This is a genomic window from Cellulomonas sp. EB106-03-03-XG116 (assembly GCF_058792015.1).
On sequence record NZ_JBYTEP010000034.1, the window covers coordinates 1 to 14,026 of the forward strand.

Below are 14,026 nucleotides of genomic sequence, written 5' to 3' on the forward strand. Positions count from 1 at the left end.
CCCCCCCCCCCCCCCCCCCCCCCCCCCCCCCCCCCCCCCCCCCCCCCCCCTCCCCCCCCCCCCCCCCCCCCCCCCCCACCCCCGCACCACCAGCCGCACCCGACACCCCAGGAGCACCTCATGAGCACGCGAGTCGTCGTCACCGGCCTCGGCGCCACGACCCCGCTCGGCGGGGACGTCCCCACCACCTGGCAGGCCGCCCTGGCCGGCACGTCGGGCGCGCGCACCCTGGACAACGACTGGGCCGAGACGTACGGCCTGCCGGTCGACTTCGCCGCCACGCTCGCGGTCCGGCCGGAGGAGGTCCTCCCCCGGCCCGAGATGAAGAAGATGGACCCCTCGGCGCAGTACGCGATCATCGCGTCCCGCGAGGCGTGGTCCGACGCCGGCGCCCCCGAGGTCGACCCCGAGCGGCTCGGCGTCGTCGTGTCCTCCGGCATCGGCGGCATCTGGACCACCCTCGACGCGTGGGACACCCTGCGCGAGAAGGGCGCCCGCCGCGTCCTGCCGATGACCGTCCCCATGCTCATGCCGAACTCGCCGTCCGCGTACGTCGAGCTGGAGTTCGGCGCCCGCGCCGGGGCGCACGCCCTGGTGTCGGCCTGCGCGTCCGGCGCCGAGGCGATCGGCTACGGCGTCGAGATGATCCGCACCGGCCGCGCCGACGTCGTGATCGCCGGCGGCACCGAGGCCACCATCCACCCGATGCCGATGGCCGCGTTCGCCGCGTCCCGCACGCTGTCCACCCGCACCGACGACCCGGCGCGCGCCTCGCGCCCCTACGACGTCGACCGCGACGGCTTCGTGATCGGCGAGGGCTCCGGCATCGTCGTCCTGGAGTCCGAGGAGCACGCCCGGGCCCGCGGCGCGAAGGTCTACGCGGCCGTCGCCGGCGTCGGCCTGTCGTCGGACGGCTACCACATCACCTCCCCGGAGCCGACGGGCCGCGGCCAGATCGCCGCGATGCGGATGGCCATGACGGACGCCGGCATCGGCACCGCCGACGTCAAGCACGTCAACGCGCACGCCACCTCGACCGTCGTCGGCGACCTCATCGAGGCCCGCGGCGTCCGCGAGACCCTCGGCTCCGACGCCGACCAGGTCGCGCTGTCCGCCACCAAGTCGATGACCGGCCACCTGCTCGGCGGCGCCGGCGCGCTCGAGACCGTGTTCTCGGTGCTCGCGGTGCACGACCGCCAGGCCCCGCCGACGATCAACGTCGAGAAGCCGGACCCGGAGCTCGTGCTCGACCTGGTCCGCGACACCCCGCGCGCGCTGCCCGAGGGCGACCTCGCCGTGGTGAACAACTCGTTCGGCTTCGGCGGGCACAACGTGGCCCTGGTGGTCACCAACGCCTGACCCGGCGGGCCCGCGGCGCCCGGGTGTAGCGTCGCGGGCGTGCAGCTGACGGTGCGCGTCGTCGCGGCCGGCGCAGGGCCCCGCCCGGCGCCGGGAACGCCCGTGCGGGTCGAGGTGCGGGACGTCACCGAGCAGGACGCGGCGAGCGTGCTGGTCGCGGGCGCGGACGCCGAGGCGGTCGACGACGGCACCCGGACGATCGCGACGGTCGCGGTGGACGCCCCCGACGACCTCCTGGCGAGCACCGCCGACCTCGTCGTGTGGGCCCGCGTCGCGGTGAGCGGCGCGGAGCGCACCTCGCACGCCGACCTGGTCTCGACGCAGTCGGTGCCGGTGCCGCGCGACCCGGCGACCCCCGAGGTCGACCTCCCGGTCGTCGCGATCTAGCCCGGCGCGGCCAGCCACCCGGCGACGGCGTCCGTGAGGGGCAGCCCCGAGCCGTGCTCGGCGAACAGGAACTCCCCCGCGGGGTTCACCTCGAGGAACACGTACTCACCCTCGGGCGTGAGCCGGAGGTCGACCGCGCCGTACACCAGCCCGAACCGCTTCATCAGCGCCCGGAGCCGGTCGGCGACGTCGTCGGGCAGGACGGCGGCTGCCGTGCGGGCGCGAGCCATGTTCAGCCGGAAGTCGGCGTCGTACCCCGTGCCGGTGCTGTCGATCGCGAGCGGGAACAGCCGGTCGCCGACCACGGTCACCCGGATGTCGGCGCGCGCCGGGACGAACTCCTGGAAGATCACCGGCGCCAGCCGCAGCGAGTCCAGCAGGGCGAGGTCGTCCGGGCGCAGCCGCCGGGTCTCGCGCCACACCCGCTCGGTCGCCGCGAAGATCTTGTAGACCGTGGACCCGACGCCCACCCGCTCGACGAACGCCCGGGCCTCCGCCGGGTCGGACGTCATGAGCGTCTCCGGCACCCGCAGCCCGAGCCCGCGGGCGACCGCGAGCTGCGTCGACTTGTGCGACGCCGCGGCGTCGAGCGGCGGCAAGTTCATCCACGGGCACGCCAGCAGCTCGTGCAGGCCGCCGAGCGCCTCGTGCCACTCGCCGTACGCGAAGCCCCGGGCGTCGTCGTCGGGAATCCCGCCGACGTCGACCAGCTGCGGGCGCCGCCACCACACCGCGGTCGCGTCGGTGAGGTCGGTGACGCCGTCGGCGTCCGCCACCCGCACCGCCGGGCCGCCCGCGCCGGCGCCCGCGGGGCCGAGGGTGAGCGTCAGGTCGCGGCCGAACCGGGCGTAGTCCAGGAGGTAGGTCTCGCGCCCCCAGGACGCGAGCCGGCCGACGACCGCCGCCGCGTGCGCGTCCGCCGGGTGCGAGACGACGACGATCACCCCGCTCACTGCCCGGGGTCGACGAGCTGCACGACCTGGTCGACGAGCGCCGCCTGCTCGGCCGCGAGCGCGTCGACGGCCGCCTCGAGCGCGGCCAGCCGGGACAGGACGTCCGGGGCGCCGGGATCGGCGACCGCGCCCGCGTGCGGCGTCCCCAGGGCGAACGGGACGCCACCCGCCCGCCGGACCGCCGGGTCGACCAGGCGCCCGCCCGGCCCCGTCAGCGTGCCCTCCTGCAGCGTGAAGCCGCCGAGGTTCTCCCGGACCGTCTCGATCCGCTCCTTGACCGTCTCGGGGACGCGCTCCTTGACGGTCTCGGGCTGCAGCTCCTTGAGCGTCTCGGGCAGCCGCTCCTTCAGCGTCTCCGGGGCGAGCTCCTTCACGGTCTCCGGCTGCAGCTCCTTGACCGTCTCCGGCAGCCGCTCCTTCAGCGTCTCCGGGCCGAGCTCCTTGAGGGTCTCGGCCGGCGACTTCCCGGGGCAGAGCACGTTCGCCGCGGCGATGTCACCCGCGCTCAGCGCCACCCGCTGGCCGATCTGCGCGGCCGGGTCGACGGGGGTGATCGTCTCCGCGCCCCCGACGCCGAACGCGTCCCGGGGGTAGTGCATGATCGAGCCGTAGTCGTAGGCGCCGACGTCGTCGCCGTCGGTGACGTGCTGGTTGAAGTTGTGCTCGAAGCCCGCCTGGATGTTGGCCCAGTTGATCGTCACGAAGGCGTCCCGGTCGGCGCGCGACTGCTCGTGCCACAGCCCGACGGCGTGCCCGATCTCGTGGATCGTCCGCCCCCGGTCGCACCCGCCCGCGAGGTTGATGAACTGCTGGCCGCCGCGCATCCCGACCGACGACGAGCACCCGCTGCCGGGCCGGAACGTGACCCAGTTCGGGTGGGAGGCCGCGTTCGCCGCGGTGCGCTCCACGAACCGGAAGCCCGTGTTCTGCTGCCAGTGCGCGATCGCCTCGGTGACCCGCGCCTGGTCGGTGAGCGCCGGGTCGATGTCGTACGGGACCAGGCAGCCGGGCCACCGGAACTGGTCGCCGGTGATGATCACGCCGGACTCGAGCTCGCCGCGCAGCTCCGCCTTGAGCTGCTCGGACTCGCGCTCCACCTGGTCGACCGGGCCGAGCACGATGTCGCCCTCGAAGATCGCGTCCCCGTCGATGTCGACGTAGCGGACGGCCTGCGCGCGGAAGCTGTTGCCGGAGATGAACGCGGTGCGCACGTCCTCGGAGGAGCGGAACTCGCCCCCTGGTCCTTCCTGGCTCGGCGACATGTCGGACCTCCCCTGGGGTCGGCGGGCGGGCGGGAGGCGCCGACGCCGGCGCCGCGTCCCACGCTCCGCGCGGTGCGCACGCACGCGCCTCACCCCGCGCGGATGAGCGGGCGGCCCGGGCCCTTCGGCCCGCGCCGCCGCCCGGACCCGTGCGTAGCGTCGCCGGCATGGACGCGATCACCCGGCACGAGATCCACGAGGGCTGGGCGCACGCGGGGACGGTCGAGGCCGGCGGCCTCGTGTTCGTCTCCTACTGCGTCGGGAACACGACGGGCACGACCGCCGAGCAGGTGCACGGCGCCCTCGACACCCTGGAGGCGCGGCTGGCCGCGCTCGGCCTGTCGCTCGCCGACGTGGTGCAGGTCGACGCGCTGTTCGCGGACATCTGGGAGATCCCGGAGATGGAGGCGGTGTTCCGCGAGCGGTTCGTGGCGGGCTACCCGGCGCGCAAGTCGATCCAGACGGCGTTCGCGCACGAGGGGCTGCGGGTCCAGCTCGACGCGGTGGCGCACCGGCCCGAACCGCATCTCGGCCGTCCGGGTGACGCCCGTTGACCGCGCCATCACGACTGACAATCGTGCTGTCATGCGCCGGAGCACTGACATCGACCCGAGCGTGATTGCGCTTCGGCTCGACCGTGAGACCGTCGCGCTGGACCGCTCAGTCTTCACGACGCTCTTCGATGCGTCCGTCGTCCATTCCCGTGCCCCGTACGAGCACGCCCTGGAGTCCTCGACGATCCGGTTCCCTGAGTTCGTGAAGCTCGCGCGCGCGGCGCACATCCCATACGCGTTGTTCTTCGCGCCGTCTGAAGTGGTCAAGGCTCAGGTCGAGGACAACACCCGGCGCCTGCTCTCTGGCGTCAGCAAAGACTCGTTCTCCCTCAGTTCTCGGAACTCCGTCCGGCTCGCCGACGTCGAACTGATCATCAAGGACATCTTGCGCAAACAGGGCGTGATCAAGGAGTACGACCCAACTCTCACCCAGAACCCCGTGGTCGGATCGTTGCGGCGCTCGACCGGCAGCATCCCGAAGGACGCCCAGAAGTTCCGCAGCATCGTCGGACTGGACCTCGCGGAGCTCCGGTCGACGCGGACAAAGGAGAAGGCGCTCGAGCTTCTTATCGACACCCTTGAGACGAGCCAGGTCTTCGTCTCCCGCAGTCAAAACGGGTTCATGCCCCAGTCGCTACCCCGGGGCGCCTCCTTCTCTGGCCTGTGCGTGAAGGACAAGAAGGTTCCGTTTGTCTTCCTGACCAGTGGTGAGCGCGGCGGAAGCGCCGAGCCTGCTGGGCGGAAGATCTTCACCCTGACTCTGCTCACCGTGTTCATCGCCGTCGGAAGATTCGCTCCCGTCAGTTACGACGACCACACGGACCACGTCATCGCCGGGCGCGAGTACGAGCTCGCCGAAGAAATCCTGATGCCGGCGACGGACGTCATGCGTCTAGACGCGTCCACTCTGGACGACGTGAAGGGGGCGGCCGAGACGCTTAAGGTCACGCCGAGCGCCTTTGTCATGCGTGCCCGCGGCGTCGGACTGATCGATGCTGACCGAGCGCGGGACCACCTCGAAGCACTCGTGGTCGAGTACGCCGGGCGCAAGAAGCCGCAGGCCCGGACGTCGCTGCCTCAGAACGCGGTCCGCAAGTACGCGGGTGCGGAGTACGCGCGTCGGATGCTGCGTCAGCTCGATCGGGGTGCGATCACGCCGCGCGAGTTCTGCCGGGTGGTATGCCTAAACAAGTTGGGTCCCACTCAGATCCCCTTGCTGCGGGCGGCGCTGTGATCGAGAACATGTACCTGCTCGATGCCAATGTGCTCAGCAGGCTCACGCCGGAACAGCGCGGGAGCGAGTTCGTCGCGGAGTTCTGCCGCATCCCCACCGAGGTCCTTTACGAGGCACGCGGTCTGCCTGACATCGAGGACATCGAGCGCCTCGAGATGACCGTCAATACAGCGATGCTCGAGCGGTTGCGCGAGGTGATGGCATCGGTCGCACCTGAGGACCACACTCTGGTCGACCTCTACCACAATCGTGGCAGCGCCGATCCGATCCTGATCGCTTCGGCGCTCGCCGCGGACCACGCGGAGGCCAAACTCTGGCCGACTGTGTGGCACGTGGTGTCGGACGACAAGGCGGTCCGCACGTCCGCCGCGCTGTTTGACGTCCCCATTCTCTCCAGAGCTGAGCTGGTCAGCAGGATCGATTGTGAGCACGCTCGGCCGCGCCACGCCTAGCCGCGTCTACGTCGATGCGCAACATCGGGCCGTTTCTGGGAACGGTGAATCGGCATCGGAGCCATGCCCCGCCCTGGACTCACCGGGCCGCGACCTCTGCGTGGCGACGACCGTCAGACCTGCCACCCGCCTGACGATGTCCCATACGTGACGCACGGCACCTCCTTCTCCGTTGCCGCCACGAGCAGAAGCAGGAACAGGTGTGCCGCGGCTCTGCGTCCGCTGGGTGCCGGATCAATCACCCCTGGGTCTAGGCGTCGGAGAAGGACACCAGTGCGACGGCTCGGGATCGGGCACGCGCCGGCACTCGGCCAGACGTGCATGCACCCACGGGTCGCTTCGCAACTCGGTCGGAAGGACCGTGCTGTCGTCGATGCGGGCACCTGAGAGCTGCGCCGCGGTGAGCCCCTGGACCCCTGAGAGGTCGGCGCCCCCAAGATGGGCGCCCGTGAGATCGGCGCCAGCGAGCAGGGCTCCACGGAGGTCGGCATCCGACAGGCTGGTTCCGCGAAGGTCGCAGTTCGCCAGCCACGCGCCAGACAGCCTGGCCCCGTTCGCGATGGAGCCCGCGAGCGTTGCACCGCGCAGGTCCGCGCTGTGCAGGTCGGCCCGGGTGAGGAACATCGACCGGAGCGACGGCGCATCTGCGAAGTCGTAACTGCGGATGAGCAGCGACCGGAGGTCGACGCCGCGCAGGTCGGCGCGGCCTGGCTCCGGCCGCTCGGGCCGAGCCACCAACACCTTCATCGCGGCCTCGATGTCGAGCGGGAGTTCGTCGTACGACCGAGGCGTTGCAGGGCGGTCCTTCCACGCGGCCGCGGCCGACCAAGCAGGGTCGACCTGACGCGAGCGGACGTAGCCCGCGAGGAGCGTGACGCACCTGGCGTGGTCCGCTGGGGAGTCACGCAAGATCTGCTCGATCGAGTAGAGCCCTCCGAGTCGCTCCTCCAGGCTCGCCGACGACAGCAGTTCGCACGCCTTCGAGAACCGGTCCGCGAGCTGTCCGCGTCGGTTGAGACCGAAACTGCGAGCCGTGAAGAACAGTGCACCCACTGCGGCGAGCGCCGCGACGGGTGCGACGACCGAGGAACGCAGGTCCGTGGTACTCGCCGACTCGCCGAGGAACGAGAGCTGCGACTCGAACCAGGCGAGCGCCCACACGACTGGCCCGAGGAGTAGGAAGACCCACAGCGCCACCGCCGTTCCCACGATCCCTATCGGCGGTCTGCGGTCGACGTCCACACGGCGGCGCACCCACACCCGTCCTCCTCGTCGTCTGCGACTCACGCGGACCATCGTGCCTGGTTCCGCTCGAAACTGTGGTTGCTCCGAGAAAGCTCAGGCGAGCCGCTGCGACTCTCGGACCGCGTGAGTGGGCGCAACGCACGCGTCCGTTGCCCCGGGGCGCGTTCGCGGCTTGAGCGACCGCACGATGAGTCGATTAGCGAACATCACGTCCCGGGGGACTCGGCGGAAGCCGATCCCCCCGGCCGTGGCATCCACTCCTATGCAGTTGCGTGATCCGTCGCTCGGACTCGATGGAGCCTCCGGCTGGGTCTACGTTGACCCTCCAACGTAGGACGAAGCGCTCTCACGAGCGCCCGGCTGGGACGACACGATTTTGCATCGATGGACGCTCGAAGCCCCTAGCGCTATGACTCGGCCGCGGACCGCAGGCGTCAGTACCCGCTGAACGCGTCCGTCCGCACCCGCCGCGCACCCGCGCGGCGCAGCAGCGCCCGCGTGCCGTCGACCATCGCCGGCGGCCCCGACACGTACGCGTCGCGCTGCGCCAGGTCCGGCACGGACTCCGCCAGCACCTCCGGGCTGAGCCGGTGGGCGCCGAGGTGCACCGCCCCGGGCGGCAGGCTGTCCAGGTCCGGCGTCGGGGACAGCACCAGCACCCGCGCCCCGGCGGCCCGCGCCGCGTCGGCGTAGGCGAGGTCGGCGTGGTCGGTCACCGCGTGCACGAGCACCACGTCGCGCCGCTCCCCCGCGGCCGCCAGCGCCGCGAGCTGGGACGCGAACGGCGTGATCCCGATGCCGCCCGCCACGAGCAGCAGCGGTCGCTCCGCGTCGTCGGGCAGGACGAAGTCGCCGCCCAGGCCGGTCGCCCGGACCCGGGACCCGACCGGCAGGGCGCCGAGCGCCCGCTTGAACGTGCTCGCCTTCTCGGGGACGGTCAGCGCCACGGTGAGCTCGTCCGCCGACGGCGCCGAGGACACGCTGAACACGCGCCGGGTCCCGCGGCTGTCGGGGCGGGCGTGCGGGACGGTCAGCTCGACGTACTGGCCGGGCCGGAACCGCACGGGGCGGTCGGCGCGGAACGCGAGCTCGACGGTGCGCGGCGTGAGCCGGGTCGACCGGGTCAGCGTGAGCCGCACCGCCCCGCGCTGGCCCCAGGCGAACCCGATCAGGTTGCCCACCACCAGCGCCGCCTCGGGCGTGCTGTACAGCGGCCCGACGTGGTACGACACGGCCATCAGCGTGCCGACGACGACCGCCTCGACCAGCTGCTGCCAGCGGCGCGGCGGCAGGGTCAGCGGCTCGGTCAGCATGACGCCGCCGAGGAACAGGATCGGGTACGACACCAGGGCGGTCGACACCGCGGACCAGGGCGTCGAGCCCTCGCCGACCAGCCGCACCGCGACCGCCAGCACCGCCACGACCACGAACGCGCCGACCAGCGCGTACCGCCGGGTCCGGACCACGATCAGCACGGTCAGCAGCGCGACCGGCACGAGCAGCCAGCGGTCGGCCACCCACCACGTCGTCGCGTCCCAGCCGGTCAGCCCGACCAGCAGCGCCCCGGCGGCCGCGGGGTTGAGCAGGTGCCTGCCGCGCCAGGCGAGGACGTACTTCGACGCGTTCGCCAGCAGCGCGGCCAGGGCCAGCGTGCCGAGGTACCGGGCGTCGAGGGTCGGCCAGAACAGGAAGAACAGGATCAGGCCGGTGATAATCGCGGACTCGGTGTGCGGGCGGGTGCGGAACGCCAGCGCGGCGCCCCAGGCGCTCGCCACCGACGCGGCCACGGCGACCGCCGCGCTCACCACCATCGCCCCGGGGTCGAGGAAGATCGCGTCGGTCGCCGCCAGCACCAGCGCGACGACCGCCAGGGCGGACAGCCCCAGGGTCAGCAGCCGGTACATCGTGACGCGGCCCAGCCGCTCGTCCAGCCACGCGAACGCGCTCACGCGAACACCTCCCCGTCCAGGCCGAGGGACCAGCGCAGGCTCCCGTCGGCGCGCAGCACCACGTACCGGACGCCGAACCGGGACGCGACGAGGTCCGGGTCGGCGAAGAACAGGGCGGTCGCGGCGACGTCCGCCGTCAGGGCCGAGCCGCCGACCGCCCAGGTGGCCAGCACGTCCGACGTCGGCGCGCCGGTCCGGGCGTCCACGACGTGGTGCAGCCCCTCGCCCCAGGCGCGCCGGTTGGTCGCCGACCCGCACAGGGCGCCCTCGGACAGCCGGAGCACGCCGACGGCGCGGCTGGTGTCCCGCGGGTCCTCGAGCGCGACGGTCAGCGGGCCGGCGCCGGCGCCCAGGCCGGCGACCCGCAGGTCCCCGCCCGCGTCCACGACGTGCTCCCCGACCCCGTGGGCCGCGAGCACGCCCGACACCAGGTCGACCAGGTAGCCCTTGCCGCCCGCGCCGACGTCGATGAGCGCCGGCTCGTCGAGCACGAGGGTCGCCCCGTCCCGCCGGGCCGCGGCGCGCCAGTCGGGGGCCGGGGCCGTGAGCAGGGCGCCCTCGGCGTCCCGGCGCGGGCGCAGCGTGTACGCCGCGTCGTAGCCGAGCCCCTCCAGCGCGCGCCCGACCAGGGGGCTGACCGCGCCGTCCGTGGCCCGCGCCGCCGCGTCGTAGGCGTCCAGCAGCGGCCCGGCGTCGTCCGGCAGCCGGTAGGCACCGGCACCGCCGCGGGCGACCTCCGAGACCCAGGAGTCGTCGCGGAACCGCGACCAGTCCCGGTCGAACCGGTCGATCCGCTCCCGCACCGCCCGCAGCACGGGGTCCGGCAGCGGCTCCGCGCTGTCGATCGTCCAGCGCGTGCCGATGGCGTCGAAGGCCGCGGTGGCCTCAGGCCGCGGCATCGGCCCGGATCTGGTCGAGCGCCGCGTTGAACCCGTCGCCGGTCAGCGACGAGCCGGACACCTTGTCGACCGACAGCCCGGCGAGCTCCTGGCCCACGACCTCGTCGGAGATGCCCGAGGCGAACTCGTCCTGGAACCGGGCCGCGTTGCCGCCGCTCGCCTCCGGGGTGACGGTCACGTCGGTCACGACGCCGTCGGCGACGCTCAGCTCGACCGAGATCGACTCCTCGCCGCCCGGCGTGGAGTACGAGCCCTCGGCCGTGTAGGTGCCGTCGGCGAGGTCGCCGGACGACGAGCCGGCGGTGCCGTCGGTGCCGGCGCCGGTCGTGCTGCCGGCGTCGGACTGGGTGCCGCCGGACGACTGCGCGCCGTCCTGGGTCGCCGCGTCCGCGTTGCTGCAGGCGGCCAGCGCCACGAGGACGGACAGGCCGGACATCAGGCCGAGCGTGCGGCGTCGGGTGGTGTGCGCCATGGGTCGTCCTCCCCTGGTCCCGCACCGCGGGACCCCTTGGTTGAATACGATCACATTGGGTGTGACACACGACGCTAGGCACGCATCCTGGGAACGGCCTGGGAACGAGCGCTGCACCCGCTCATCATCCGGTGAACTTCTGGTCACGGCGACCTTGCGGGACGCCCCGGGGCGCTCGCTACGGTCGACGCGTGCCGACGCTGACCATCGAGACCGGCGGGCCCGCGCGGGTCACCGTGCGCGGGCCGGACGGGGCGTGGCACGCGCCCGGGGACGCGGTGCGCGACCGGACCGCGAGCGACCGCCCCGGCGTGCTGGGGATGGACCTCGACCCGGCGGACGGCTCCGCGATCGAGCCCGGGTACACCGCGCACTTCCTCGCCGACGGCGCCGCCGAGCTGCCCGTGCCCCGCGGGGCCTGCGTCGTGGTCGTGGAGCGCGGGCCGGAGCACCGGCGCGTCGAGCGGGTCGTCGACGTCGGGACGGGCGGGGCGCGCGTCGCGTGCGTGCCCGGGCGGTGGGCCGACCTCGCCGCGGAGGGGTGGTGGTCGGGCGACCTGCACGTGCACCGGCCGCTCGCCGACGCCGCGGCGCTGCTGCGGGCGGAGGACCTGCACCTGGGCGCGTTCGTCACGCGGTGGAACGAGCAGGCGCCCACGGCGGCGCGCGGGGCGGGGACGGCGGGCGGGGCGGGGTCGGCGGGCGGGGCGGGCGATGCGGACGCTGCGGGCGCTGCGGGCGCTGCGGGCGCTGCGGGCGAGGGTGCGCCGCGGGCCGCGCTGACCGTCGACGGCGACCGGCACGCGGTCGCGCCGGTGACCGAGGACGAGCGCGGCGGCGGGGCGGTGCTGCTGCACGGCGTCGACGTGCCCGACCTGCCGGGCACCGGCGCCGACGACTGGTGGTCGCCGCCCGCGCGCACCCTGGTCGACGCCGCGCGGGCCGCCGGCGCGTTCGTCGACGCGGAGAAGCTGACCTGGTGGGACGCCCCGGTGCTGGTGGCGACCGGCGCCCCCGACGCCGTCGGCGTGCTGAACAACCACTTCGTGCCCGGCGGGATGCTCGCCAACGAGGCCTGGGGCCGGCCGCGCGACCGAGCCGCGCACCCCGGGCCGGAGGGCGCGGCCCGGTACCAGCTCGGGCTCTGGTACCGGTACCTCGGTCTGGGGCTGCGGCTGCCGGCGTCGGCGGGCTCGGCGTCGGGGGTGCTGCCCGCGCCGCCCGGCTACGACCGGGTCTACGTCCAGGCGCCGGGGCCGCTCACCGTCGACGGCTACTACGCCGGGCTGCGGGCCGGGCGGTCGATGGTGACCAACGGCCCGCTGCTCGCGTTGACCGTCGGGGACGCCGGGCCGGGGGCGACGGTGCCGGCGGGGCGGCACCGGGTGCGGGCGGTGGCGCGCACGGCGCCGGGCGGGAGGCCGGGCGGACCGGCGGGGTCGTCGGCGCCCGGCTCGACCGGCGGGGCAGCGCCCGGGCACGTGCGGGTGGAGCTCGTCGTCGACGGGCGGGTCGTCGCCGCGTCCGACGGGCCGGTGCTCGACGCCGTGCTCGACCTGCGCGGCGCCGGGTGGGTCGCGGCGCGCGCCCGGCAGCCCGACCCCCGCACGATCCGGCTCGCCCACACGAGCCCCGTCTACGTCGACGGCCCGGGCCCGGACGCCGCGGAGCACCGGGCGTTCTTCGGCCGCTGGGTCGCCGACCTCACGGCCGCCGCCCACGCGGAGCCGGCCCGGTTCCCCACCGCGGCCCGCCGCGACGAGGTCCTGGACCTGTACGACCGCGCGGCGCGCTTCTACCGCTGACGGCTGACCGCGGCCCGCTGACCGCTGACGCTCCCGCGCCGAGCGCCGAGCGCTGACGGCTCACCGCGGCCGCGCCGAGCGCGGTCGCTCGCGCCGAGCGCGGTCGCTCCAGCCACCGCGCTCGGCGCGAAGTACCGCGCTCGGCGGGTGTGACCGCACGCCGAGGCCCGGGCGCCGCAGGTCACGCCGTCGCGCGCCCCGGGCGCGTCAGCCCACGCGGTCGCGCGCCCCGGGCGCGTCAGCCCACGCGGTGCAGCCAGCGCACGGGCGCGCCCGCGCCCGCGTACCGGAACGGCTCGAGCTCGTCGTCCCACGCCTGCCCGAGCGCCAGCGCCAGCTCCTCGCGGACGGCCCGGGCGTCGGCCAGCTCGAGCGCCGCGCGGATGCGGTCCTCGGGGACGACGACGTTGCCGTGCACGTCGGTCTGCGCGTGGAAGATGCCGAGCTCGGGCGTGTGGCTCCACCGGGCGCCGTCGCTGCCGTGGCTCGTGTCCTCGGTGACCTCGTAGCGCAGGTGAGTCCAGCCGCGCAGGGCCGACGCGAGGCGCGCGCCGGTGCCGGAGGTCCCCTGCCACGAGTGCTCGGCACGGAACATCCCCGGTGCGGCGGGCTGCTCCGTCCAGTCCATGGACAGACGGATGCCCAGCACGTTGCCCGCCGCCCACTCGAGGTGCGGGCAGAGCGCGCGCGGCGCGGAGTGCACGAAAAGAACACCGCGGGTGATCGCACCTGCCATGTCATCCCTCCCGGATCGGCTCGAGGTTCGCCTTCCCCAACGACCTCGTCCCTACCGGACACGTGACTCCACAGCCTGCACGCGCGGCGTGCTGAGGACAGCATGCCTGATGAGGGCCGGTGCGCACCAGCGCTCCGGCCCTCATCACCTGCTCGATGCCCGGATCGTCCGGGTTCCGGACGCCCGGCGCCCCGTCAGAGGGTCTCGCGGATGGCGCGCATCGCCTTCTTGCGCACGGACCGGTCCAGCCGGTCGATGTAGAGGTGGCCGTCCAGGTGGTCGACCTCGTGCTGCAGGCAGCGCGCCATGAGCTCGACGCCCTCGACGACGACCTCCTTGCCGTCGAGGTCCGTGCCGACGACCCGCGCGTACCAGGCGCGCTTGGTCGGGAACCACAGGTCGGGCACCGACAGGCAGCCCTCGTCTCCGTCCTGGTAGTCCTCGGACAGCTCGACGATGGTGGGGTTCAGCACGTAGCCGAGCTCGTCGTCGATGTTCCAGGAGAACGCCCGCAGGCCGACGCCGATCTGGTTCGCGGCCAGGCCCGCGCGACCCTCGTGGTCGACCGTCTCGAGCAGGTCCTCGACCAGGCCCTTCACGCGGGCGTCGATCGTGGTCACCGGCTCGCACGGGGTGCGCAGCACCGGGTCGCCCACCACGCGGATCTCTCTCATCGCCATGCCCGCGATTCTTCCATGCCACGACCGGCATCCGCGGAC

The 14,026-nt window shown here is 73.9% G+C and carries 14 protein-coding genes; 6 read left to right on the top strand and 8 right to left on the bottom strand.

Annotation, left to right across the window (positions count from 1 at the left end):
* Nucleotides 1-120 precede the first annotated feature (120 nt).
* Both AC3WUG_RS12930 and AC3WUG_RS12935 read left to right on the top strand, forming a co-directional pair.
* A complete protein-coding gene (locus AC3WUG_RS12930) occupies nt 121-1,359 on the top strand; it encodes a beta-ketoacyl-[acyl-carrier-protein] synthase family protein (RefSeq protein ID WP_158375882.1) in 1,239 nt (412 codons plus the stop codon).
* Between the two features lie 39 nt (nt 1,360-1,398).
* The gene (locus AC3WUG_RS12935; RefSeq protein WP_492328036.1) at nt 1,399-1,746 is read left to right on the top strand and encodes a hypothetical protein; all 348 of its coding nucleotides are present in this window, start codon (nt 1,399-1,401) and stop codon (nt 1,744-1,746) included.
* Here AC3WUG_RS12935 and AC3WUG_RS12940 read toward each other — a convergent pair.
* Complete coding sequence (locus tag AC3WUG_RS12940; RefSeq protein WP_492328037.1) at nt 1,743-2,699, bottom strand: MvdC/MvdD family ATP grasp protein; 957 nt, start codon at nt 2,697-2,699, stop codon at nt 1,743-1,745. The two genes, AC3WUG_RS12935 and AC3WUG_RS12940, sit on opposite strands and share 4 nt — an antisense overlap.
* Nucleotides 2,696-3,961 carry a M12 family metallopeptidase gene (locus tag AC3WUG_RS12945; protein ID WP_492328038.1) on the bottom strand — a complete coding sequence of 422 codons (1,266 nt, stop codon included), beginning with the start codon at nt 3,959-3,961 and terminating at the stop codon, nt 2,696-2,698. The genes AC3WUG_RS12940 and AC3WUG_RS12945 overlap by 4 nt, the downstream gene beginning before the upstream one ends.
* 167 nt (nt 3,962-4,128) lie before the next feature.
* Between AC3WUG_RS12945 and AC3WUG_RS12950 the strand changes: the two genes are divergently transcribed.
* The 3 genes from AC3WUG_RS12950 to AC3WUG_RS12960 are packed head-to-tail and all read left to right on the top strand — an operon-like array spanning nt 4,129 to nt 6,201.
* Nucleotides 4,129-4,515, top strand: a complete 387-nt coding sequence (locus AC3WUG_RS12950) for a RidA family protein (protein ID WP_492328039.1) — start codon at nt 4,129-4,131, stop codon at nt 4,513-4,515.
* A 31-nt stretch (nt 4,516-4,546) separates the two neighbouring features.
* Nucleotides 4,547-5,749 (top strand): hypothetical protein, encoded by a 1,203-nt coding sequence (locus AC3WUG_RS12955; RefSeq protein WP_492328040.1) that lies wholly within the window; start codon nt 4,547-4,549, stop codon nt 5,747-5,749.
* A complete protein-coding gene (locus tag AC3WUG_RS12960) occupies nt 5,746-6,201 on the top strand; it encodes a hypothetical protein (protein ID WP_492328041.1) in 456 nt (151 codons plus the stop codon). Before AC3WUG_RS12955 ends, AC3WUG_RS12960 begins: the two co-directional genes overlap by 4 nt.
* 234 nt (nt 6,202-6,435) lie before the next feature.
* On the opposite strand, the gene AC3WUG_RS12965 is transcribed toward AC3WUG_RS12960, so the two are convergent.
* The 4 genes from AC3WUG_RS12965 to AC3WUG_RS12980 form a co-directional block, all read right to left on the bottom strand.
* Nucleotides 6,436-7,398: a pentapeptide repeat-containing protein gene (locus AC3WUG_RS12965; RefSeq protein ID WP_492328042.1), complete on the bottom strand. Its 963-nt coding sequence runs from the start codon at nt 7,396-7,398 to the stop codon at nt 6,436-6,438.
* Between the two features lie 482 nt (nt 7,399-7,880).
* A complete protein-coding gene (locus tag AC3WUG_RS12970) occupies nt 7,881-9,395 on the bottom strand; it encodes an FAD-dependent oxidoreductase (protein ID WP_492328043.1) in 1,515 nt (504 codons plus the stop codon).
* Nucleotides 9,392-10,294, bottom strand: a complete 903-nt coding sequence (locus AC3WUG_RS12975) for an FAD:protein FMN transferase (protein WP_492328044.1) — start codon at nt 10,292-10,294, stop codon at nt 9,392-9,394. Before AC3WUG_RS12975 ends, AC3WUG_RS12970 begins: the two co-directional genes overlap by 4 nt.
* Nucleotides 10,281-10,766 (bottom strand): FMN-binding protein, encoded by a 486-nt coding sequence (locus AC3WUG_RS12980; protein ID WP_492328045.1) that lies wholly within the window; start codon nt 10,764-10,766, stop codon nt 10,281-10,283. Before AC3WUG_RS12980 ends, AC3WUG_RS12975 begins: the two co-directional genes overlap by 14 nt.
* A 191-nt stretch (nt 10,767-10,957) precedes the next feature.
* On the opposite strand from AC3WUG_RS12980, the gene AC3WUG_RS12985 reads away from it, so the two are divergent.
* The gene (locus AC3WUG_RS12985) at nt 10,958-12,571 is read left to right on the top strand and encodes a CehA/McbA family metallohydrolase (RefSeq protein WP_492328046.1); all 1,614 of its coding nucleotides are present in this window, start codon (nt 10,958-10,960) and stop codon (nt 12,569-12,571) included.
* 238 nt (nt 12,572-12,809) lie between these two features.
* On the opposite strand, the gene AC3WUG_RS12990 is transcribed toward AC3WUG_RS12985, so the two are convergent.
* Nucleotides 12,810-13,307, bottom strand: coding sequence for a DUF3145 domain-containing protein (locus AC3WUG_RS12990; RefSeq protein ID WP_147796302.1), 498 nt, complete (start codon nt 13,305-13,307; stop codon nt 12,810-12,812).
* Nucleotides 13,308-13,501: 194 nt separating this feature from the next.
* Nucleotides 13,502-13,987 carry a peptide deformylase gene (gene def, locus AC3WUG_RS12995; RefSeq protein ID WP_147796301.1) on the bottom strand — a complete coding sequence of 162 codons (486 nt, stop codon included), beginning with the start codon at nt 13,985-13,987 and terminating at the stop codon, nt 13,502-13,504.
* Nucleotides 13,988-14,026: the final 39 nt, after the last annotated feature.

What these genes read in the sequence shown, in the direction of transcription:
- AC3WUG_RS12930 (WP_158375882.1), top strand. Translation starts at nt 121, where the DNA reads ATGAGCACGCGAGTCGTCGTCACCGGCCTCGGCGCCACGACCCCGCTC.
- AC3WUG_RS12945 (WP_492328038.1), bottom strand. Translation starts at nt 3,961, where the DNA reads ATGTCGCCGAGCCAGGAAGGACCAGGGGGCGAGTTCCGCTCCTCCGAG.
- AC3WUG_RS12950 (WP_492328039.1), top strand. Translation starts at nt 4,129, where the DNA reads ATGGACGCGATCACCCGGCACGAGATCCACGAGGGCTGGGCGCACGCG.
- AC3WUG_RS12955 (WP_492328040.1), top strand. Translation starts at nt 4,547, where the DNA reads ATGCGCCGGAGCACTGACATCGACCCGAGCGTGATTGCGCTTCGGCTC.
- AC3WUG_RS12975 (WP_492328044.1), bottom strand. Translation starts at nt 10,294, where the DNA reads ATGCCGCGGCCTGAGGCCACCGCGGCCTTCGACGCCATCGGCACGCGC.
- AC3WUG_RS12980 (WP_492328045.1), bottom strand. Translation starts at nt 10,766, where the DNA reads ATGGCGCACACCACCCGACGCCGCACGCTCGGCCTGATGTCCGGCCTG.
- AC3WUG_RS12990 (WP_147796302.1), bottom strand. Translation starts at nt 13,307, where the DNA reads ATGGCAGGTGCGATCACCCGCGGTGTTCTTTTCGTGCACTCCGCGCCG.
- def (WP_147796301.1), bottom strand. Translation starts at nt 13,987, where the DNA reads ATGGCGATGAGAGAGATCCGCGTGGTGGGCGACCCGGTGCTGCGCACC.